Annotated in this window: 24 protein-coding genes and 1 pseudogene; 2 read left to right on the forward strand and 23 right to left on the reverse strand. The window is 41.8% G+C overall.

Going from position 1 to position 20,635, the window contains the following annotated elements; all coding sequences use genetic code 11:
- Positions 1–2: 2 nt before the first annotated feature.
- The 4 genes and pseudogenes from tehB to VY86_RS02190 form a co-directional block, all read right to left on the reverse strand.
- Positions 3–857, reverse strand: a pseudogene (gene tehB / locus VY86_RS25580) (SAM-dependent methyltransferase TehB); the annotation flags it as partial.
- Between the two features lie 202 nt (positions 858–1,059).
- Entirely contained in the window at positions 1,060–3,201 is a 2,142-nt protein-coding gene (locus VY86_RS02180; protein WP_046973752.1) for a polysaccharide biosynthesis tyrosine autokinase, read from the reverse strand.
- A gap of 71 nt (positions 3,202–3,272) precedes the next feature.
- A complete protein-coding gene (locus tag VY86_RS02185) occupies positions 3,273–3,701 on the reverse strand; it encodes an arsenate reductase/protein-tyrosine-phosphatase family protein (RefSeq protein WP_046973753.1) in 429 nt (142 codons plus the stop codon).
- On the reverse strand, positions 3,701–4,846 hold the full coding sequence (locus VY86_RS02190) for a polysaccharide export protein (protein WP_046973754.1): 1,146 nt from the start codon (positions 4,844–4,846) through the stop codon (positions 3,701–3,703). The genes VY86_RS02185 and VY86_RS02190 overlap by 1 nt, the downstream gene beginning before the upstream one ends.
- A 636-nt stretch (positions 4,847–5,482) precedes the next feature.
- Here VY86_RS02190 and VY86_RS02195 point away from each other — a divergent pair.
- Positions 5,483–6,613: an ISAs1-like element ISPlu17 family transposase gene (locus VY86_RS02195; protein ID WP_046973755.1), complete on the forward strand. Its 1,131-nt coding sequence runs from the start codon at positions 5,483–5,485 to the stop codon at positions 6,611–6,613.
- Between the two features lie 203 nt (positions 6,614–6,816).
- The gene (locus VY86_RS02200) at positions 6,817–7,212 is read left to right on the forward strand and encodes a VOC family protein (RefSeq protein WP_046973756.1); all 396 of its coding nucleotides are present in this window, start codon (positions 6,817–6,819) and stop codon (positions 7,210–7,212) included.
- Positions 7,213–7,288: 76 nt separating this feature from the next.
- Here the strand turns inward: VY86_RS02200 and VY86_RS23915 are convergent, their stop codons facing one another.
- The 19 genes from VY86_RS23915 to sctW all read right to left on the reverse strand — a co-directional run bounded on the left by VY86_RS23915 (position 7,289) and on the right by sctW (position 20,567).
- Complete coding sequence (locus VY86_RS23915; RefSeq protein ID WP_238591563.1) at positions 7,289–7,741, reverse strand: lysis protein; 453 nt, start codon at positions 7,739–7,741, stop codon at positions 7,289–7,291.
- Positions 7,742–7,747: 6 nt separating this feature from the next.
- Positions 7,748–8,149: a structural protein gene (locus VY86_RS02210; RefSeq protein WP_046973758.1), complete on the reverse strand. Its 402-nt coding sequence runs from the start codon at positions 8,147–8,149 to the stop codon at positions 7,748–7,750.
- Between the two features lie 3 nt (positions 8,150–8,152).
- Positions 8,153–8,485, reverse strand: coding sequence for a phage holin, lambda family (locus VY86_RS02215; RefSeq protein WP_046973759.1), 333 nt, complete (start codon positions 8,483–8,485; stop codon positions 8,153–8,155).
- Positions 8,486–8,852: 367 nt separating this feature from the next.
- Positions 8,853–9,650, reverse strand: a complete 798-nt coding sequence (locus VY86_RS02220; RefSeq protein ID WP_046973760.1) for an alpha/beta hydrolase — start codon at positions 9,648–9,650, stop codon at positions 8,853–8,855.
- A gap of 760 nt (positions 9,651–10,410) precedes the next feature.
- Entirely contained in the window at positions 10,411–10,800 is a 390-nt protein-coding gene (locus VY86_RS02230; RefSeq protein WP_046973762.1) for a YscW family type III secretion system pilotin, read from the reverse strand.
- Positions 10,797–11,030 carry a T3SS regulon translocated regulator ExsE family protein gene (locus VY86_RS02235; RefSeq protein WP_046973763.1) on the reverse strand — a complete coding sequence of 78 codons (234 nt, stop codon included), beginning with the start codon at positions 11,028–11,030 and terminating at the stop codon, positions 10,797–10,799. Before VY86_RS02235 ends, VY86_RS02230 begins: the two co-directional genes overlap by 4 nt.
- Positions 11,027–11,470 (reverse strand): type III secretion system chaperone, encoded by a 444-nt coding sequence (locus tag VY86_RS02240; RefSeq protein ID WP_046973764.1) that lies wholly within the window; start codon positions 11,468–11,470, stop codon positions 11,027–11,029. The genes VY86_RS02235 and VY86_RS02240 overlap by 4 nt, the downstream gene beginning before the upstream one ends.
- Positions 11,471–11,878: 408 nt before the next feature.
- Positions 11,879–12,763, reverse strand: a complete 885-nt coding sequence (locus tag VY86_RS02245) for a YopD family type III secretion system translocon subunit (RefSeq protein WP_046973765.1) — start codon at positions 12,761–12,763, stop codon at positions 11,879–11,881.
- Between the two features lie 11 nt (positions 12,764–12,774).
- Positions 12,775–14,007 carry a type III secretion system translocon subunit SseC family protein gene (gene sctE / locus VY86_RS02250; RefSeq protein WP_046973766.1) on the reverse strand — a complete coding sequence of 411 codons (1,233 nt, stop codon included), beginning with the start codon at positions 14,005–14,007 and terminating at the stop codon, positions 12,775–12,777.
- Positions 13,988–14,497, reverse strand: coding sequence for a SycD/LcrH family type III secretion system chaperone (locus tag VY86_RS02255; RefSeq protein ID WP_046973767.1), 510 nt, complete (start codon positions 14,495–14,497; stop codon positions 13,988–13,990). The genes sctE and VY86_RS02255 overlap by 20 nt, the downstream gene beginning before the upstream one ends.
- A gap of 9 nt (positions 14,498–14,506) precedes the next feature.
- The gene (locus VY86_RS02260; protein ID WP_046973768.1) at positions 14,507–15,490 is read right to left on the reverse strand and encodes a virulence-associated V antigen; all 984 of its coding nucleotides are present in this window, start codon (positions 15,488–15,490) and stop codon (positions 14,507–14,509) included.
- 10 nt (positions 15,491–15,500) lie between these two features.
- Positions 15,501–15,779 carry an LcrG family type III secretion system chaperone gene (locus VY86_RS02265; protein ID WP_046973769.1) on the reverse strand — a complete coding sequence of 93 codons (279 nt, stop codon included), beginning with the start codon at positions 15,777–15,779 and terminating at the stop codon, positions 15,501–15,503.
- 40 nt (positions 15,780–15,819) lie between these two features.
- On the reverse strand, positions 15,820–16,254 hold the full coding sequence (locus VY86_RS02270) for an LcrR family type III secretion system chaperone (RefSeq protein WP_046973770.1): 435 nt from the start codon (positions 16,252–16,254) through the stop codon (positions 15,820–15,822).
- On the reverse strand, positions 16,251–18,368 hold the full coding sequence (gene sctV / locus VY86_RS02275; RefSeq protein ID WP_046973771.1) for a type III secretion system export apparatus subunit SctV: 2,118 nt from the start codon (positions 18,366–18,368) through the stop codon (positions 16,251–16,253). The genes VY86_RS02270 and sctV overlap by 4 nt, the downstream gene beginning before the upstream one ends.
- A complete protein-coding gene (gene sctY, locus VY86_RS02280; protein ID WP_021323772.1) occupies positions 18,365–18,694 on the reverse strand; it encodes a type III secretion system chaperone SctY in 330 nt (109 codons plus the stop codon). The genes sctV and sctY overlap by 4 nt, the downstream gene beginning before the upstream one ends.
- A gap of 2 nt (positions 18,695–18,696) precedes the next feature.
- The gene (gene sctX / locus VY86_RS02285; RefSeq protein ID WP_021323773.1) at positions 18,697–19,062 is read right to left on the reverse strand and encodes a YscX family type III secretion system protein SctX; all 366 of its coding nucleotides are present in this window, start codon (positions 19,060–19,062) and stop codon (positions 18,697–18,699) included.
- Positions 19,059–19,430: a type III secretion chaperone SycN gene (gene sycN, locus VY86_RS02290; protein WP_046973772.1), complete on the reverse strand. Its 372-nt coding sequence runs from the start codon at positions 19,428–19,430 to the stop codon at positions 19,059–19,061. Before sycN ends, sctX begins: the two co-directional genes overlap by 4 nt.
- Positions 19,427–19,714, reverse strand: coding sequence for a TyeA family type III secretion system gatekeeper subunit (locus VY86_RS02295; RefSeq protein ID WP_046973773.1), 288 nt, complete (start codon positions 19,712–19,714; stop codon positions 19,427–19,429). The genes sycN and VY86_RS02295 overlap by 4 nt, the downstream gene beginning before the upstream one ends.
- The gene (gene sctW, locus VY86_RS02300; protein WP_046973774.1) at positions 19,695–20,567 is read right to left on the reverse strand and encodes a type III secretion system gatekeeper subunit SctW; all 873 of its coding nucleotides are present in this window, start codon (positions 20,565–20,567) and stop codon (positions 19,695–19,697) included. The genes VY86_RS02295 and sctW overlap by 20 nt, the downstream gene beginning before the upstream one ends.
- Between the last annotated feature and the right edge of the window lie 68 nt (positions 20,568–20,635).

Below are 20,635 nucleotides of genomic sequence, written 5' to 3' on the forward strand. Positions count from 1 at the left end.
ATCCGCTTTCTGGCGATAAGCGTTGCGAAGTTTAATTTTATTCTATTACCATTTTCATCTGTTTTATGAAGATGCCCTGGATTTTCATTATACTTAATCATTTCCCAATCAGCATAATAACGCTCCAACTCTCTTGGTTTTAAAAAACATTTAAATGGCAGTAATGAATATGGTGCAGAATCTGTTTCAACCGGACAAACAATCAAATTAACCCCACCCTCATTCGTCTGCTTCTGCATATTGTGAATAATATCAGCGATTTTTCCCCGTTGTAGGAACATCAGCACCACAGTTGAAATAATTAAATCGTATTTTTCTACAATATTGTGCAAGTTAATATCATAAACAGCTGTATAGATATTTTTAACCTGTTGTTTCTCTTTAATATCATTAATTGCATCAATATGTTTCAGACTGATATCCACCGCTGTAACGTCATAACCTCTTTCTGCCAGATAGAAAGTATTCCGGCCACGGCCGGATCCCAAATCCAATGTTTTACAAGGGGAAATAATATCTGCCAAATATCTGATCTCTGAGTGAGGCAATGACAAGTTATTTTGCTTATAAAACAGATATTGTGGTTCGCATAGGAAAGAGAGCTGGCACTTAATATCATCACTCACCCATTTTATTTTATGCCAGACCTCTGGCTGAATAATGGGAGGTTGCTTTTGCACATTAAAGTATGCCGTTTTTTCCTGATCACCATCGAAAATCACAAACTCCAGTTCACCTTCAAGAATCTCAAGACAAGCATACGTCCCCTCTTTGGTGTTATGTCTTTCAGTGAACATGTCAGGAATGGTGTTTTTTTGCCAGATTGGCATTCGCTTATAGCAAACAAAATCGCTCATAGAAGTTCCCTGACTATAAGATGCATTTTAAATACATCTTATAGTTACATTCTGTCACTGTAAAAGCATAAAGTAACGGGAAGAAAATTTCAGCAGGTTCGTCGTCGCTATCCTTACGAAATAAAAGGAAAAATGATTAATCTTCTTTTTACCCGAGCGAATTCATTGATAAAATTTCTCCGGCTAAAGCCGGAGAAAAAAGTTAATCTTTATAACTGTATTGATAATGTCCGCCATAATAGAGACTGGAGTTTTTCTCTACCGCATTTAGCAATACCCCTTTAATATGAATGCCATTTTGCTCGAATCGGCGAATAGCAATATCAACTTCTTTAACTCTCGTTTTATAATAACGGGCAATTAACAATGAAGTTCCTGCATATCTCCCAATAATCGCAGCATCGGTTACGGCTAAAATAGGTGGGGTATCTATCAAGACATAATCATAATGCTCTTCTGCCCAAGATAATAACTCCTTGAATCTATTATGCATAAGCAACTCTGACGGATTAGGCGGAGTATCACCCCGACTGACAAAATCAAGCTCAGTAAGATAAGTTCTGGTAATAATCTCTTTTAACTGATTCTGACCAGCCAGATATTCAGAAAGCCCCAAAGATTGAGGGCTTTCCAGCACCTTATGCAAATGGCCTCTTCTCATATCTGCATCTATTAAAAGAACGCGTTTATTACCTAATGCCAATACTGCCGCAAGGTTCACTGAAATAAAAGATTTTCCCAATTCAGGCGCTGAACCAGAAAGAAGAATAACTTTATTCGCGGATTCCATCATTGAAAAATGCAGGGTTGTTCTAAGACTCCGCAATGCTTCAATAGCCAAATCAGTAGGATCATGAATAGCTAATAACCGCAATTTCTGACGATGAGTTCTCTTTTTCTGTTGCTGTTCAAGTTTAGCCTGGGTCTCAGATAGTGGGATAGTTGCATAAACGGAAATCCCTATTTCTTCCAATTGCTCAGGGCCTTCAATCCCTTTACGGAACATTACCCTTAATAAAACGACTCCGATTGATAATATAAGCCCTAACATCGTCATAGCGGCAATGATCAATGGCTTTTTCGGTTTTACAGCTGCACTTTCTACAACAGCTTCATCAATAATACGTACATTACCAACCGTCCCAGCTTTCAGGATGTTCAACTCCTGCTGTTTATTGAGTAACTGTACATAAATTTCTTGCCCAACCTGAACATCCCGGGTTAAACGTAAAATTTCCTGTTGTGTTTTCGGTAATCGTTTGATTGACTGATTCAGTTCCTTTTTGGTATCAGCCAACGTCTTACGCTTATCAAGCAAAGCAACATAAGCAGGATGTTGTTTGGTATACAATTGCTGTAACTCAGCTTCTTTGAAAGTCAACTCATTGAGCTGTTTCTCAATCTGGACCAATGTCTCCAGAGCTGATTTTGCTTCAAGTGATAAATCGACAGATTCATTAGCCTGACGATACTGATTAAGCAGCTCTTCAGAACTATTGAGCGCCATTTTAACTTTAGGTAAATGATTCTTTAAAAAACTAAGACTACTCTCAGCCTCTTCAGTTTTTCTTGTCACATTCTGTTGCAAATAATTTTTACTGACACTATCAAGTATCGATTTTATTCTTTTACGGTCATCACCTTCTATTTCAAGCGAGATAATGCCGGTATTATTTCCTTTCTCCGTCACCCGTAAAGCTTGTTGCAATGAACGAACGGCATCCAACCGGGGCTGTTTAACCAATGTAAAGCTTTGCCCTGGAGAAGCTAAGATATTTGAGATAAGCAAATTTATGCCATCAGCATCAAGTACCTTGTTCACTTGCCCGTGAAAAACCTGATCGTCAAACTCCAACTGATAATTTTCTGAATCATCAACATATATTTTTATAGCTTTACCAATATGCTCTGATGATACCGTAAAATTTTTAATAACAATGTCAGGCTTTGGCATACCTCGAAGACGGGCAATTCCCTTGCCTATCACAGGAAAATAGTCGGCTGTAACCTGAATATCTAAATTCAAGTCCTTTACCGTCTTGCCTATTATCATTCGGGAAACTAATAATTCTAGTTCTGCTGATGTATCTGACTGTCTTCCAGACAGCATATCCGTCATGTCCCCGACTAAAGATAGTGCACTGCTTTTCTTTTCAACCTGCAATAAAGCATTCGCTTTGTATACAGGTGTAGCAACCAAGGAATAACCAAGACCAATAACCATGAATAAGAGAGTGATTCCGCCAATAGCCCAGCGATAATCGAATAAGGCACTAAGAAGACGGCCTAAATCAATTTCATCACTATCCGTATGTGTGTGACTTGATTTATCTGATGTAGTCATAAAAAGCCTATAATTACTTTATTAAGAAGTAATGAAAAATAAAAAACCCAGAGTCAAAAAATACTTATAAGTTATAATTTACCTAACCAACCATTAGCACTCTTAAATAACAATTGATATACATATTCATAAACCTCAATATCGGATTTATAAGGATCAGGAATCTCCGTTTCACTTAGCCAATGACCAAAAAGCATTGTTTTCCCTCTTGCCCCTAGGTTTATCCGGTTTACAGCCTCAATATGTTTTTTTTCCATAACCAGAATCAGATTTGACTGCTGACATAATTCACTGGTTAGCTGACGTGCAGTATGCCCTTCCAAAGACAATCCATGTCTGGACGCAACCTTACTTGAGAACTCATGTGCAGGTTTATCCGTCAAAGCCGATATTCCCGCAGAATAAATCTCCTTCTGAGGAAATCGCTGCCGCAATAAACGCTCCCCTGTTGGAGATCGACAAAGATTACCCACACACACAATCAAAATAGAATTAAACATTAATTAGGCCACGTACGAATCCATCGGGTTGTTTCAGTCAGGTTGTTAATGCTTGATATCGTTGGCACCAACTGACTGATAACTCGATTCCAACGAACAATTGGCGCACTGGTAACATAAACAATATCATAAGGTTGCAAATTAAACTCAGTTCCCAGGATTAATGCTGTTGCATCCTTAGCATTGAGCTGATAGATATTAGCTATTTTTCCATTATTATCAGGCATATTGCGCAATGAACGGATAACAAAAATTCCACTCGCATCGCTTGATAATTGATCCATACCTTCAGCGTTACCCAATGCTTCTGTCAAGGTCATACCACTACGATCCATACGCAAAGTGCTCTGTTTTCTGACCTCTCCCATAACAAATACTTTCAAATCATCATTACGGGGAATGTATAAGATATCGCCGGAGTAGAGCAGACGATTTTGCTTCAGATCACCATTTTGCATTAAATCTTGCAGAGAAATAATCGTCTCCTTTCCCTTGTGAGTCAAAATAACCCTTTTCCAGTCAGCATTTTCGGTCAAACCACCAGCATGGTTAATCGCATCAATAATAGTTAAAGGAACATTGGTGATAGGTTGTTGATCAGACTTGGCAACTTCGCCTGTTATATAGGCTTTTTGTGAACGAAAAGCAGCAATATTTACATCAATCTGAGGAGATTCGATATATTTTGATAACTTCTCTGTAATCAGAGTACGCACTTGAGTGACCGTTTTCCCTTTCACATGAAGTTTGCCAATATATGGATAAAAAATCGTTCCGTCAGAATGCACCCAGTTACCTGTATCACTGGCACTACGATATTGCCCTGCTGGTATTGTCAATTCAGGATGATCCCAGACAGTAACCATAATGACATCACCTACACCAATACGGTATTCATATTGCTGTAATTCTTTATCTAACTCAGGATTAGGACGTGCAATAGCAGAATTTACTCGTAACTTTTCAATTAACTGCGGTGTTACCGGATAAACATTTACCAAATTATTAATATCATAGTTACTATCATTACCATTGATTATTTCTTTATTATAAACAGGAAGACTACTCCCAGGAGCAACCGTACAACCACCTAATAACATAGAACAGGATGATGCCAGAACTATAATTAATTCCTTAATATTCATCAGAAATTTATCCTTAAAAAATAATAAACAAAAAAATACATCAATTAGTATTAATTATAATCTCCCTAAGAAAACTAGATTATAATATAATAAAATATAATATAATATAAAAATTTTGCTTAAGTATCACAAGCCTCTATGTTGCTGGTCATATCACTTTGTAAAAACAATAGAAATCAACTTAACACTTTTGAGTAATTCAAACTATTAAATAAATATAAATCAAACAAATAATATATTTATTAACTATTTAATTATATAATGTATTTTATAAGGTACTATTACAAATAGAAAGTAATAACCACGTCCCTCTGATGCAAGATAACAAGAACATTCATCAGAATTTATCGAAATTGAATACATGATTGAGATTACATTGGCGGAAAAAATACAAACTGATTTGTATCAAGCCGGTGTTCACATAAGTGACTTTGTGATTTATATGATGATGAAAGACTAAAAAACAGCCAATAGTTTTATCAAAAAAGATAAATTATAAAACACTAAAGTTGATTTCATTATAAACAATATCTCGGTGATATTGCAGGGCAAGATCGTGAATATTTTGTTAAAAAAATCAGATTTGACCGACGGTAATAGTTATGATCTCATACTCTCTTTTTGAGAGCAAAAACCATGTGCTTTGATATTTTTACTGAACATTTCTCAGACATTCAAGATCCCCGTCAAAGCGCTAAAGTCGCCTACCCTTTATTCGATATTTTATTTGCCTCATTGTGCGCTGTTCTGGGCGGCGCAGATGGTTGGAGTGAGATCCAAGAGTATATTGAAGGCCACCATGAATGGTTTCTTGAACATAATATGTTCAAGGCGGGGATCCCTGTTGATGATACGATTGCCCGGCTTCTCTCACGGATTAATCCGGAACAATTTAATCTGTGTTTTATCAACTGGATGCGTTCGGTTCATCAGGTTACTCAGGGAGAATTAGTGGCGATTGATGGTAAAGTCTTACGGGGTGCCTATGCCCCGGGAGAACGCGGTTCGGCTCTCCACCTTGTGAGTGCTTATGCGACAGCCAATAAAATGGTCATCGGCCAGGTTAAAACCCAGAAAAAATCTAATGAAATTACCGCAATCCCGGAACTCATTAAGTTGTTGGAACTGAAAGGCGCGCTGATTTCCATTGATGCGATGGGATGCCAAACGCAGATCGCTCAGGAGATTATTGATGCCGGCGCGGATTATTTATTAAGTGTGAAAGACAACCAAAAACGTCTCCATCGTGCCATTCAAAAAGCCCTGGAAGCCCAGCGCGTTTTGCCCTTAACAACCGAAAAAGCGTTGATAGAACAGGGTCATGGTCGTCTGGAAATCAGAGAAAGCCATGTGCTGAATGCCGATACATTCAAAACCGATTTTCCGGAATGGACGGGATTAAAAACACTGGGTGTCACAATCGGATACAGGCAAGAAAACGGCAAATTGCCCAGTCTGGAGTACCGTTACTACATCAGTTCAGCCAGACTGACAGAAGAACAATTTTCTCAGGCAGTACGCAGCCATTGGCAAATAGAGAATAATCTTCACTGGGTGCTTGATGTGACGTTTAAGGAAGATGATTGTCAAATTTACCGTGAAAATGCGGCGGAAAACATCGCGATATTACGACGTATTTCGTTAAACATGCTGAAAAAAGAAACGAGTCAATTAAGCATTAAAGCGAAGCGTAGACGAATATGGATGAAAACCCAATTTTTGGAGCGAGTATTACAGGCGGGTTTTGCTAATGTGAGTGATATTTAATCATTCATGCGGTTGCCCTGGGTGATATTGAATATTTTGAGACTGTAATTTAATTATTAACACCTTCAGACTATTCTAATTTTCAATAGCACCACTTTGTACTTTTCACGGTTATCCACTACTATTATTGATAGTTTTATATTAGAGACAGAAAACCTGAAAGTTGAATATATTACATAAAAATTTTATCAACTGGGACTATCATGCAAACATCAACCATCTTAAGAATAGCCAGACCAACCGATAACTTAAATCAGGTTGCCAACATGTACTGCCAAGGTTTAGGGTTTATTATTTTAGGTCAATTCGAAAATCATGAAGACTTTGATGGCATCATATTAGGACATCCAGATCATCCTTGGCATCTCGAATTTACACATCATCATGGTACAACAGCAGGCAGAGCACCCACACAAGATAATTTACTGGCCTTCTATATATCAGACCATTCAGAGTGGTTACGTCAAATATCGTTAATAGAAACCGCTGGTTTTATCACTGTTCCTTCTTACAATCCATACTGGGATGTTAATGGTAAAACATTTGAAGATATTGATGGTTATCGGGTTGTGTTACAAAACACAGTATCCCCTGTTTAACTTTAAGCATACTTGCCTGATAACCAACCCACATCTACCTTGTTTTACATTGTGAAATAACATGATCAAAACTCAGCTATTGACACTGAGTTTTGATATACTCCTGCAAATATTTAGTTTGCTTTTCATTCTCAACAATCATTCTTCGGAGATCGAAATAATCTTGTTCAGCTGCCGGGTTAAATCGTGGGGTTCCTGCATTGCCCATGCTGCCGGAGGAACCGGTTTCGCTTTGATTACAGGTTGCCGCGATACGCAACCGGAGGCGGCCAGCGGCAACATCACCACGAAGAGCATCAATTTCAGATTTGGCATTGGCAAGTTCCTTTGTATATTGATTATCCAGTTCAGACAGGAGCTTTATCCTCTCCTGCTGACTGGCGATTTCATTCTGTTGCTCCAGCAACTCGCTCTGTAGCTGGACTGTCGTATCAAGCTGTTGGGTGTACTTACCGTAATAGTGATGAGCCACCAATGAGACAAGGACCAGGGCAACGAAGGTGTAACCGTGTGAGTTAAACTTCATCATATCGCCCTATAAAAGTGAAAAGGCCTTATCAATGACCTCGTTGTTATAGGGCTGACTACCATTCTCTACGGTAATAATCGCCTTAATGAGTTTTGTCATAAATGCCTGATTAAACACATCAACAATCTGATCGCAAGTAACACCGGTGTCTTTACACACACGATTAACATAACCATCAGTGTTATTCTCATTCGGGGGTGCCCAGCGTGAAATGATCCCTTTCACTGTCTTGAGGCCATATTTCCGATTGTAATTATACAAAATTTTAATCATTGCCCGAATACCATATTCAGGACTGACAAACTGACAAAAAGCGTTATCGGTACGCTGTGATTCAGGAACCAAACCTTGCCAGTCATCACCCCAGCGGATATTGCCGGGGTTATTGTTTCGAATACCTCTGCTCATCATTTACTCCTTCTGCTTATTACCTGTTTTGTTATTAACCACTTTTCTTAAGATCTGACCGAAATAATCAGTTCCCAGATAACCAATAATGACACTGCCGATGTAAGCCAGGTCCGTGCTCATACCAAAGAAATCCAGCACATCACGAATAAACCAGGCAATCATGGCGCACATGATGGCGTCCATAATTGTCGTCCAGAACTTACCTCCGTTATATCGACCTCTGAGATAAGCCATTGCAGCAGCCAATGCCGCACCTATACCTTGCTCTTTGACTGACAGCAGCCATAACCATAGCTGCATCCAAATGTCAGGCTGTTTATCCATGTATTTCATCCTTTCCTCCCATTGATACAATGGGAATCCACAGGCTGCCGTGTAGCCTTAAATTTGAGTTAATAGGAATACTGCGAAATCAGTAGAATAAGAAAAGGCTACACATAGCGCAGCCTTAAATTTTGTAAGGTGATTACTTACATTTAGTATAATTCCGTGCTCATCAACAAACATCGGTTGTGTATCATTATATATCAGGGAATTAATAACAATTAACAGATATATAACTTAATTAATGCATTAATCATTCCAAATAAATAATATCACCCCTGACAACCATTATTAATTTTTCTATAAAAACCTAATTTAAAATTTATTTTTTAATTTTCCGATATCGTATCCTTAAATAAAAAGGCAAGGCTGACTATCATGCCTTTAATATAAATGCCTTTAATACACGATAAACCTCTTCAGGTTGTTCAAGTATCCCTAAATGGGTCCTGGAATTTTCTAATCGCTTAACCTGGAAGAATGAGTGCTCGGAGGAAAATTTTTCCTGCTGAAGTAAATAATTATCACTTCTGTCCAAAGAATAAATATGAATACATTGATGCCATCCGGAAAAAATTTTCAATCGTTCTAAAGGAAAACCGTATCTATTATATGCTCCAGCTATCGCCTTTCCGGCGGCTTCCCACACAGGGAAATCCACTTGTGACATTTCTTTAATTAAATGATCCATAATGATTTTATTATTTTCTCCCCCCATCCAGAAATTAAATAAAGAATCTCTTGCTGAAATCCAATTTTCAGGATCCTGAATATCGCTGATTGACTGAAAAAATGCAGGATCAGGGTTAGTCATAATCCAATCAAGAAATACGAGTGCAGATACTCTCTCTGGCATTATCTCTGCTATATCGGTAGCAATCCAACTGGCATGAGCAACCGAAACCAGTATAAGCTGTTCTATTTTTAATGAATTAATGAAAGAAACAATATCATTTAATAATATCTCTGGCGTTAATGGCGATGCCGATTGTGAGGACAACCCATGATTACGCCAATCCAAGCTCATCACTCTGAAAGAGTCCACAGCCAACGCCTCAAATGGAATAAAAACCGTTTTAGGTTCACACCATCCAGGAAGCAATAACAATGTTATTGGACCAATTCCATTGTCATTGTAATCTATTGTTATATTATTGCAGTGAAATTGACTCATAATCCTATCCTCAGCAAAGAGATGATAAATACCATTCTAGGTTTTTGTTTCAGTATCGTATGCAGTTTACACATCACATGATAACAAAAAATGAATTTATTTAATAAAGCAGATTCGACTAATAAGCGCAACGTTGTTAATCCAGAATAAAACACCATTCACACTTTCACTGATGAATTTTGAAGAGTTTTGGACAGAGGCTACCACAATTGAAAAATACACAGATTGGAATGGCAACCTGGCAGTGCCATAGATGGGAGGTCAACATGAATATCTTAAGGTCATTGCCCTACGAATTAATGAATTTAACAGGATATTTTGGATTTCCCAAGATTACAGGAATCCTCCACATACAAATGTGGTTAAATATTTTGAGGGTGAAAAAGTCAAATATAGTAAAGCGATAGAAATATCAGGAAACAACAGAGGAGGAAAAAAATATTAACTGTTTTTCCAGACTCAGAGGATATTAAACTTATCATGACTTAATATAGAATTCGGCATCAGGTATTTTTAAAATAATTATTCTTATCCCATTCATGATTAAATGGATTTAATAAAATATTATCAGCAAGATTATTAAATTTTTAATATTAAATGTAAGAATATAAAGATAGTAATTCATGCAGTGTATTATTGCATAGATATTTAATATTAAAAACAATTAGATTACACATTAGATAATATAAACAAAAAAATATCCCGTAAAATTACTCAATATAAGATAATGTAAATAGCCCAAGATATTGACTACTCAAGCTTATAGACACTCTGGATAACAAGGTAAAGGAGACAATTGCACTACAATTCTCTTTCCTGTCACGATTCGTTGTTGACTCTTTGCTTGTACCACTCGTTTCCCATCCCAACGTAGGCGGGTTCTTAAAAATAACTCATCATGGGAAAATTGTGGATTTAAACGCATAGAAAAAGTGAGAGGTAACATATTTAGGCGATAATTCATCTCACCCACTGTCAATACTTTTCCTTCAACAGCAGTAAGCAATGACAGCTCAACGTTTGCTGTTCTGGACAGAGAAATTGGCATAGTCACATCCCCTTCAATCAGTGGTGATGCGTCATTCTTGATTACCTCACTGACACACCCGGTAATCAGCAAACACAGCAATACCAGCCCTATTTTGGTCATAACAGGCTAATTCTACGTTGTGATAACGGGGTGTACTGCCCATCCAGTAAGCGCTGTAATACTGTCTCATGTTCAGGCTCTATTACAAGGCCTCTACACAGCACAGCAGAAAGCGGCTCATGAACATTTTGCGGTACATGCCCAGGTATAACCCGGCGGCCACAACAAAGATTGTCATTCTCATGAGGTACGTTTGTTAAATGAATAGACAATGAATTATCAATTTTCATACTCGCATTCCAAGAGAGTTACTCAGTTGAGAGTCAGTCGGAAGTTGAGCCTGCAATAACTCCTGCCAAAACTCGGCATGATCCAACATACTCGAAAGGCTCTCCTCAAAAGCAGCCAGATTCAGCCGACTGGCTGACATTTGCCGATAAAGCTGTACCATCAGAGTTGATTCATCAAAACCAAAGTGAAGATCAAACTGATACCAATGACGATTAAAACTGGCTAATTGACGGAAAATTCCTTCCCCAACCGCAGTGATATCAGCAACATCTACCTGTAAAACGAATTTGTCACGTTCAGGAATTAAGATCAAAGAGAGGTTAAGATGCTCATCAAAACAGAGAGCAGCCACACCTTCATGATTTAACGCTAAATGTGGCAAGCCAAATTTGGTAGCAAATTCAGCCAAAACTTGGTTGATGATAACTATCACATCCATGGATTACTCCCGCAGAGAAGGAAATCAGGCAAACTTGAAGTTACCGCGCGGTTAAGCAAACGGGTTACTCCCGCAGAAAAGGGAGTTAGTTTACTACCATCATCTTTTATGCCTCTGTCACTCAAAGGCAATTCTTTTAATAAAAAGGTCACTCTGGTGATTGTAAACCGAGTGCAAAATCATAGGTGAAGTGATTTTTCTGTAATGCATTCTGCGCTATAAAATGTCCTGCGAAGATAACTATTTCAAGGGGGTACTATCGTGAGATAAGTTCTCTTGGTCATTTTAGTTTTATACTAGTCTTGGTAAATCAAAGCTCTGACCAAAAAACCAAAGCGTTATTAGCAATTTGAGCGCCCTTTTCTGGGCGCTCATGCTTACAATATCAACGTTTATCGACTACCAGAATTACACCACACCTGCCGCCGCACGCCATGCCTGATTATGGCTCTGGGAGAGTTGTTGCAACAACTGCAAGACATCTTTCATAAAGTTGTTATTCAATGATATCTGCTCTTCACTCTTTTGTTTTTCATGCTGGGCAACAGACGCATCAACTTCATGCTCTTTGGCTTTGGCCTGAGAAAGCCCCTGTCTTACCTGCACCGAATTATCAGACATCTTTCCTAAAGAATTCATTACTGAACTGAAGAGCTGCTGCTTGCTATTACGATTATCAAAATCCCGAGTAAGGGATTTCAAGGTATTCTTATCAGCAAGCTGTTCTTTGGCCCATATTTGACCAAGTTCAGCACGCTCCGCCTTCCCACTCTGACCTTGCTGTTGCAGCTTAATGTCGACCAATTCCTTACGGCCGGCAATATTATTTTCCAACGTCTTCTGCTGCTTAACCGACTTACTGTTTTTAAAAGCGGAGAAACTGCCTACCAGCCCTGAACCAAGAGTCATCACACCTGAAACAACAGCCATAGCAATCATCAGCTTGGCACCATGACGCATCTCATCCACTTGTGACTTCTGAGCATCAATAGCCGCTTTATTTTCGGTATCACGCTGCAGAATACCCAATTCACGCATCTTCTTGGCAATCTCAAAAAGTAGCGACAGCATATCCAGTGTATTACTCAATTCTTGCTTGACATTACCTAACCGGCTAAGATCAAGGCCCTGTTTCGGTGTAATCAAGTTAACTTTATCCATACGCGCAGCTTTTTCCGGCTGTTGGATAGCTGCTTCATGTGTTGTTGTCACCGAACTTTTATCAGTCACAATATCAACACTGTTATTGACATTGATCACCTGATGACTACTGACATTATTAATAGTTTCCATCTTTTTACTCCCTAAATTTCGTGCGGTCGGCTGGCAAGATTATTTATCATGTCATCTTTGGCATTAAGCATCTGGAAAACCATTTCCATTACATGTTGGAAAGATTCCACCATCTGGGACAGCTCCTCTTTAAGCTTATCCATAACAGCCTGGAATGCCGTCAACTCGCTACGTGAAAGTTGCACATCTGCTTGTCGATTAGCCGACTTAGCCTGGAGCGCAGAATTGGCAGTTTGAGCACCACCATTCGCTAGATCAACAGCCATGTCACTCACCTGCATACCCACTTTCACGCTACGAGCCATGGCATTAGTTGCTGTACCAGCGAATTTTGCAGAAAACTCTGCCGCCTTTACTGCTACCTTAGACGCTACCTCAACCGCCGCCTTAGCCGCTACTTCAACAACTTTACTGCCAACCTTAGATGCCACTTCAGCCACTATTTTGCCCATCTTAGCGCCCATCTTGGCTATCATTCCTACTGCTGAGCCACCAAAACTGACCGCTGCTGCTGCCACAGCCATTGTAACCTCAATCGCAGTCATCACTGGTCCCAGCCACTTCATAGTTTCCTTGCTGATTAAACCGTCTTGAGCCGCTTGTTGCAGCCCCTGAGACACCGCGCCCATTACCCCTCCGGCGATCAGCATAGCGCCAGCTACCGCACCGACCCCGGTAGCAACCATGATTGCGCCGATCACAATTGAAGCAATCGCACTGATCCAACCGAAGATTTTGGAGAACAACCCGGATTTCTGCGCCTCTTTGGCAGCGTTTTCAGCTTCTTTGATCTTCTGTTGGTTCTCATCCATTTTCTGCAAGCTTTCCTGGCGTGCCCGCTGGATATCCTGGATCTTGAGATTTGTTTGAGTACGCTCAATATCGCTGGTCAGCTTACCCAGCTCAATTTCGAATTCCTCTGGTGAGGAGAATGCCAGAGAAGCCAACCGCGAAGTTTCTTTCAATTCTGCTGTCAGCTTTGTTGTCAGCCCTGCTGCCAACGTTACTCCTTGCGTAACCGATGCGACCAAACTAGCTATTTTCCCTTGTTGCTGAACATCAAGACGAGTATTACTCACTGCCAATGGTGCCGATAATGCCACTCCCCGTGTCGTGACTACATTAAGTTGTATATTACCCGCCTGACTAGGCGTAACATGATAATCCTCTTTAAAAGGTGTAGTCGCAGGGATATCACCAACTGAAAAACCGCCCCATAGTGGATCATTTACGATCAGATTCATCTTCCTGAGTCCTTTTTATTGTGATGGCTTCTAACATTGCGCTAGAACTGGCAGCTAAAGCAACCTGTTCCGGCACAGCTGCCGCTAACTGTTGAGCCGAATAGAATCCACTCTCGGCCCCATCAAGCTCTCCTAATTGCAGGAGGCATTCGGCAGCATGAAATGGAAAACGAGGCTCATTAATATCAAGCATCGCTCCATAACTATAACTTTGGATCGCCTGTTCCAATTGTCCCATTGCCTGACGGCATGCCCCTAGTCCAAGAAAAAACCGGGAGTCATAATGATCCAACATGCATAAGGCTTGGAATATCTTATGCGCATCCTGCCATTTACCTGATTGGTACTGGTTAAACGCTAATGAATAAAGCTGCTCCAGCGTATCACTGGAGACATCCTTCAACATGGCAAGGGTACCGCCGTCGTGAAGAAAGGACTCCAGTTCTTGTGCATACTGGTCAGAAGTGGTAGATGCTTCTTGGTGCTCCATAATCATTCCTTAAATTGCGCCGAGAATATTGCGCATAACGCTGTCGTATTTCTGGATAAAACGGTTTAACGCTTCAATAGCGGCGTTGTAACGAGAGCTAACATCATTTAAACGCGTGGTTTTTTCCTGGACAGTATTGTTTAGTGGATTTACACGATCATTGACCGAAGTAGAAAAGTTGGCCAGTTTGTTATTATCCTTATTATATTCATACGAGGTCTCCAGACCACTCATAGCTCCACTTTGCTTATTGTGACTTTCTAAAAAATCCTTAATAGAAATTTCTTCTAATCCAGGGAACATCTTACTCAACAACTTATATTCAGCACTATTCTCAAAAGTGGCCTTATCACTAAAACCATACTTCTTATGGTCCAGCAGATTGAAGGATTTACTATCATTAATATAAAGCGTCTGATTCTTATCAGCTGCTAATTTCGCATTAATCTCCGACTGAATAACACTGTAAACCTTTAGCTCCGCAGTCAATGCCGCCAATTCATCACGCAACTCGAGTCTTTTTTTATCATGACCTGACATAACAGAAACAAATATATCGATTACAGCATTATCAAGACGATTCTTCGGTAATTTAAAATGAACGGCAGCCATGAATTCACTCAACTCCCAGTTAGTTTTTAATTTACTCGTCGGATTACCCTGTATGTCTTTTTCATAGGTATTAAGCAGGAGAGATTTAACACTATCGATCCCATTCTCTATTCGGCTAGCAAGATAACCACCTTTAACAGCAGCGTCCGCCTCCGCCGACAGAAAAGAGGCAATCAGTTTTTTCAACAGCTCTCCATCGCCAATAATAACCTTGCTCCCACCCGAATCATATTTCGCTTCAATCTTAATACCCTTATCGATAATAAGCTTAACCAAACTATCAAGCTCAGAAGATCCAGAACCTTGTAGTCTATCCAGCGAAACCTTCTCCAGATCTGCCAAGAAAAGCTGTGGATCATTTTGATATGGTCTAATTTCCATCTTTAAATCCTTATACAATAATGCCACGCATGCGAGGTGGACGGCGAAGACGCTTTCCCTCTTCCAAAGAGTGAGAATGACTGCTTCGTAAGCGATTAACCTCTGTCAGCAGCTCCTGCTCGGCATTCTGAACCAAAGAAGTATCAGTATGACCAAACAGCTCTGTACTTACATTTGGGTTGATGCCAAGAGACTGCCACATCTCCTGTAACAATTGCAGTCTGTGATCACTGTCCTTAATGGCTTCCTCAGCAGCTTGCAGTACTTTGGTATTGGGTTCCTCTTGCATCAGTGACTCCTATAATAAAGACAGATATCAATTCTTCCTGTCAGAGTTGGACTTTTTTTTGTTGTTTTCTCATCTGATGTAACGAGATAACACGACTGGCTTCTAACTCGAACCAGCCAGGTGCCACCTCACTCGCCCCTGTCCAACGGCAATAAAAGCGGGACAAGCGTTCATCATTAAGAGGTGAGTCAGCCAAGGTATTAACTTGACCATAAAGCCGACTACCCACTCCAAGCACGTCTATAGCGGCTGTCGCCAACAGATAAAGGGGAGCAAATGGATTAGCAAGTCCCCGGCGCTGCCGGGTACGGCGTAACATGACAATCCAAACTCGCGGTGCATCATAACGCCAGGCAATTTCACAACCCTCACTCCACACACACCAACCAAGAGGGATTGAACTATTCCCCATACAGTGAGGCTGGACCGAATAACCGAGCGCCTCAAACCAAGGAGTAAGTGGATCATGATTCATAGACAAACCCTACCAAGAGGCTGAATATTGATCTGTTGAGTTAACTCCTGATATGAAAGCACCGGCAAGCCATGGTGATCACCCTCAATTAACTTGCGTACATAGCGGCGAATATCCATTGATACGATCAATACCGGCTTATTCTGCATCTGCGTTAAATCGCCTACCGTTTTTTTCATCTGTTCAAGAAAACTTTGTGTCACCGCCGGGTCCAGCGCCAAATAACTCCCTGCGCTCGTCTGGCGAATGCCTCCACGAATCTGCTCCTCGACTTGCTGATCCAACAGATAAGCGGGCAGGATGTTGTTACCGTTAGCATACTTGTAACAGATGTAACGCTTGAGGCTACTGCGAATATATTCCGTCAACTGCACTACATCTTTCTCCTTTTGTCCCCATACCACCATGGCTTCAAGAATCGCGCGTGTATTGCGAATAGAGATATCTTCTCCCACCAGCCGTTGCAATATCTCAGTCATCCGTTGCAATGGGATGATACGCATAGCCTCCTTGACCAACTCGCCATAGCTGCCCTCCATCTGCTCCAGAAGATAGCGGGTTTCCTGCACACCAATAAAATCTTCGGCATACTCCCGCAACACATGTGACAAATGCCAAGTGATCACCTGAGACATAGATAAAACTGCCATCCCGGATTTAGCCAAACGTTCCTGATGTGCTTCGGCTACCCACAAAGTAGGCTGATTAGGTAACAGTGGTTCTCCTTCCTCATAAGGGATAGCCAGCAATTCCAGCTGACTGACTGGTTCCTGTACCAGCAAATATGCTGAACGCAGCCGACCACGGGCGACGGGTACCTCTTGTAGCTGGATCAAGTACTCTCCCTGCTTCATACCCTCATTAAAGCGTAAATGGATACCTGGAAAGGGGACTCCCAAGTCTAAATAGAGGGCGCGTCGTACCCGTATTAATTCATCGTTAAGCGAAATGGCTTCCAACTCAGCCTGTAATCCGGCATCCACATCAATAAGTAAAGGAACCGTCATCGCAAATTCCTCTTTCTCACCGAGTTTCCCGCCTTTGGCTTTACTGCCAACCTTAGGCTTAGATTTGGCTGCCGGGGCACCTGCCCCTTGAGCTAACAGGCTGGGAAGATCAGCTTGCTGACTAGCATTGGCTTGCCGCTGACGCTGGAACAGGAAATAACCCCCACCAGTCACCACCAGCGCAAGCATAAAAAAGATTAATGTCGGGAATCCGGGAATCAGGCCAAACAACACCAATAAAACACCACCAATTAGTAGCGCCTTTGGTTGAGCAATGATCTGTTCGCCAATCTCATTACCCAGATCCGAGGAATCTTCCGACGAAACCCGGGTAACAATAATACCCGCCGTGATGGCAATCAGCAGAGCTGGCACCTGAGAAACCATACCATCACCCACGGTCAAAATGGCATAGAGCTGCAATGCATCAGATGCTGACATCCCCTTCTGAGTAACGCCTATGGTTATTCCGCCCAGAATATTGACAAAGATGATGAGGAGACTGGCAATCGCATCACCCTTAACAAATTTCATCGCACCATCCATCGAACCAAACATCTGGCTCTCTTTCTCGATAACGCTACGCCTCTCCCTGGCCTCATTGACGTCGATAACTCCTGCACGCATATCTCCATCAATGCTCATCTGCTTACCAGGCATGGCATCAAGGGAAAAACGCGCGCTAACCTCAGCCACACGCTCTGAACCTTTGGTAATGACGATAAATTGTACGATGGTAATGATCAAAAAGATCACTATCCCCACGATCAGGTTTCCACCAACCACAAAATTACCAAAGGTATAAACAATCTTCCCGGCGTCAGCCTGCAAGAGGATCATCCGGGTGGTACTGATTGAAAGAGCCAGACGAAACAGGGTCGTCACCAGCAATACCGCGGGGAAGGCAGAAAACTGCAAGGGGGAGTTTATATAAACCGCCATCATCATTAGTACGACAGAGATGGTTATATTAATGGCGATCAGAATGTCCAGCAGGAAAGGAGGAAGTGGCAGAATCATCATGAAGACAACTGCCAGCAATAAGATTGCCAGCATAATATCTTTGCGCTCGCCGATCCGGCTTAATAACTCAAGCCCGCGATTCATAGTACGGTCCCTTGAGAGAGATAACGCTGATAAGCACTGCGTGCTTCTTCCAGGTTCCCTTCCTGTTGACAAGCGCGGCTGACGCAAAGCCAAAGAGCCTCACTCTGTTCGCCCTGATCCCGTAAGAGAGCACAATGTTCTTTCGCCACGCTCCCTTGTTGCAGTTTAAGTAATGAAACCACCAAAGCACGGCGTCCTTCCTGATGTTCAGGATGCAAAGCCAGCAATGCATCCAATAAAATACGGGCTCGGTCAGGGTGACCGTACTGGAGTTGAAGCCAGCCGAGCAGCAGCAAAGCACTTTGCTGTTTAGAACTAAGAGTCATGGTTATACCTTGTGCAACAGGTGCAGGGCCATCTGCAACAACTGTTCATCTTGATTCATCTTTTCCAGCAGGGAGACAGCATGCTGTACCCTGATGTCATCACCTTGTTGCAAGGTTGCACGCAAGCTACTGACAGCCTGACGGAAGTCATGGGGACGTAACAGAGAGTGAAACCCATCTTGTGGGCAGGCAAAGGCCAACAAAGCCTGATCAGCTTTATTGGCTGGATAAAGACGTGCAGAGTGAGTCTCAACGGATTGACCATCGGGCAATAACGCATAGCGGTCAGGCAAGCCAACCCCTATCTCTTCCCGGCTGATCGCCGTCAGTTGCTCAATTCCTATATGGGCGGAGGCAATTCTACTCACGAAGCGAGCACCTCACGCTGTATTCTTAACAAGGAGCGAAATGCCTGATGCAGCAAAGGCAGCGTTATATGCCGTTCATCTAATGTCACGAACAACAATAGGCGATCTTCCCCCAGCCAGCCACAACGTAAGGGCAGTTCTGGCCCCTGACCGCTAAAGGTGAGTAACATCGCCTTAACCATCGCATCTCTCCCCTGATGCCAGGGAATTTCACGGGCCAGCCAAAGCGTTAATGATCCACCATAGCGCTCAATCTGTAACGTGCCAGAATATTCAAAATCGATTTGGATCAAGGGACTGGAAACATCAGACATCTCCATACCCAAATCCTGACAAAACTGGATCAATTGTGGCTCTATCCAGTTCATGATGCTCCCTCTCCTGACCACAATTCGTCTTCTTCCCTTTCAATTGCTGTATCAAGCGCCAGTTGACAAGAATTAAGCAGGTTTTGCCGCTGCTCTTCATCACTGAACACTTCCACCGGAATCAATCGAATCAACCGCTTCAACTCCCGGTAGAAATGAATTTGAGTTTGGCTATTCTGCAATTCCAAAGCATGACCGAGCATTTCAACATCCCGCACATTGGCCCAGCGTTTCTCAATCAGAGAAACGACATCCCCCATAAGGTCAGAAGGCCCGTATGCCATGATTTTCCCCCTTTACCACGCTTTGCCATAACTGCTCAACCTGAACCGACAAACTGTTAAGCAGACGGAGCTTATGCATGTCACTCATCACACGTTCCAGCTTAATAGGATCAAGTTGTCGCGGTTGGCTGTCCAGATCAGCGCTCAGGGCTTTCATGATGAATCCTGTCACTTCCATCAGGGAGCTGCTCTTGAAATTGGCCTGGATATCTCGCCAGGCCGCTGACAGCCCTTGATAGTCCATAACGGCATCACGATAGATGTTACGCAATGCCTGCAAATTACCAACCCCATCTCTAGCTGCTGCCGTGGCATCAGGCGTAATGCAGGCGCCTAACTCGATAGCGATACCTTGCTCTTGCGCTAAACGTGATAACTCCTGTTCAACCAATGTCAATATGGCACGTGCCTCTGGCCTGCCTGCCAACACATCACGGGCCTGACTCAACGCATAGAATTGTTCACTCACCTCTCCAGAGAAACTTTCCAAATAAGCCTGCAACTGGGCGATATTAGTCAGCTGACTGCTATTTAAATGAGAGATCAACGTCTTAACCTTTTGTTGACGCTCCAGATCCGGCACTTTCTGCAAATACTCACCTACCAACGCCTCAATTTCCCGCACTCTGGCATGTCCATCGCTAACTTTACGTCTGGAGAGCGGCATATCCTTGCGTTCCGAAAATGCAAAAGTCAGCTCTTCGGCCGCATCAGCAAAAGACTGGGATGCAGTAACCAGTACTACTTTCTCTCCCTGAAACTGACCGACCCTGGCCTGCTCCTGTTGTGCTGTAATCCCGGCATCAGGTTCTGACAAAGTTACCGAATGAAGATGATTCTGGATAATATCCATAGCCTATCCTGTCATATCAGAGTTAATAATGGACAAATTATAAAGATACCGTCCCGGTGCCTATGCCA

The organism is Photorhabdus thracensis (assembly GCF_001010285.1).
Classification (GTDB): domain Bacteria; phylum Pseudomonadota; class Gammaproteobacteria; order Enterobacterales; family Enterobacteriaceae; genus Photorhabdus; species Photorhabdus temperata.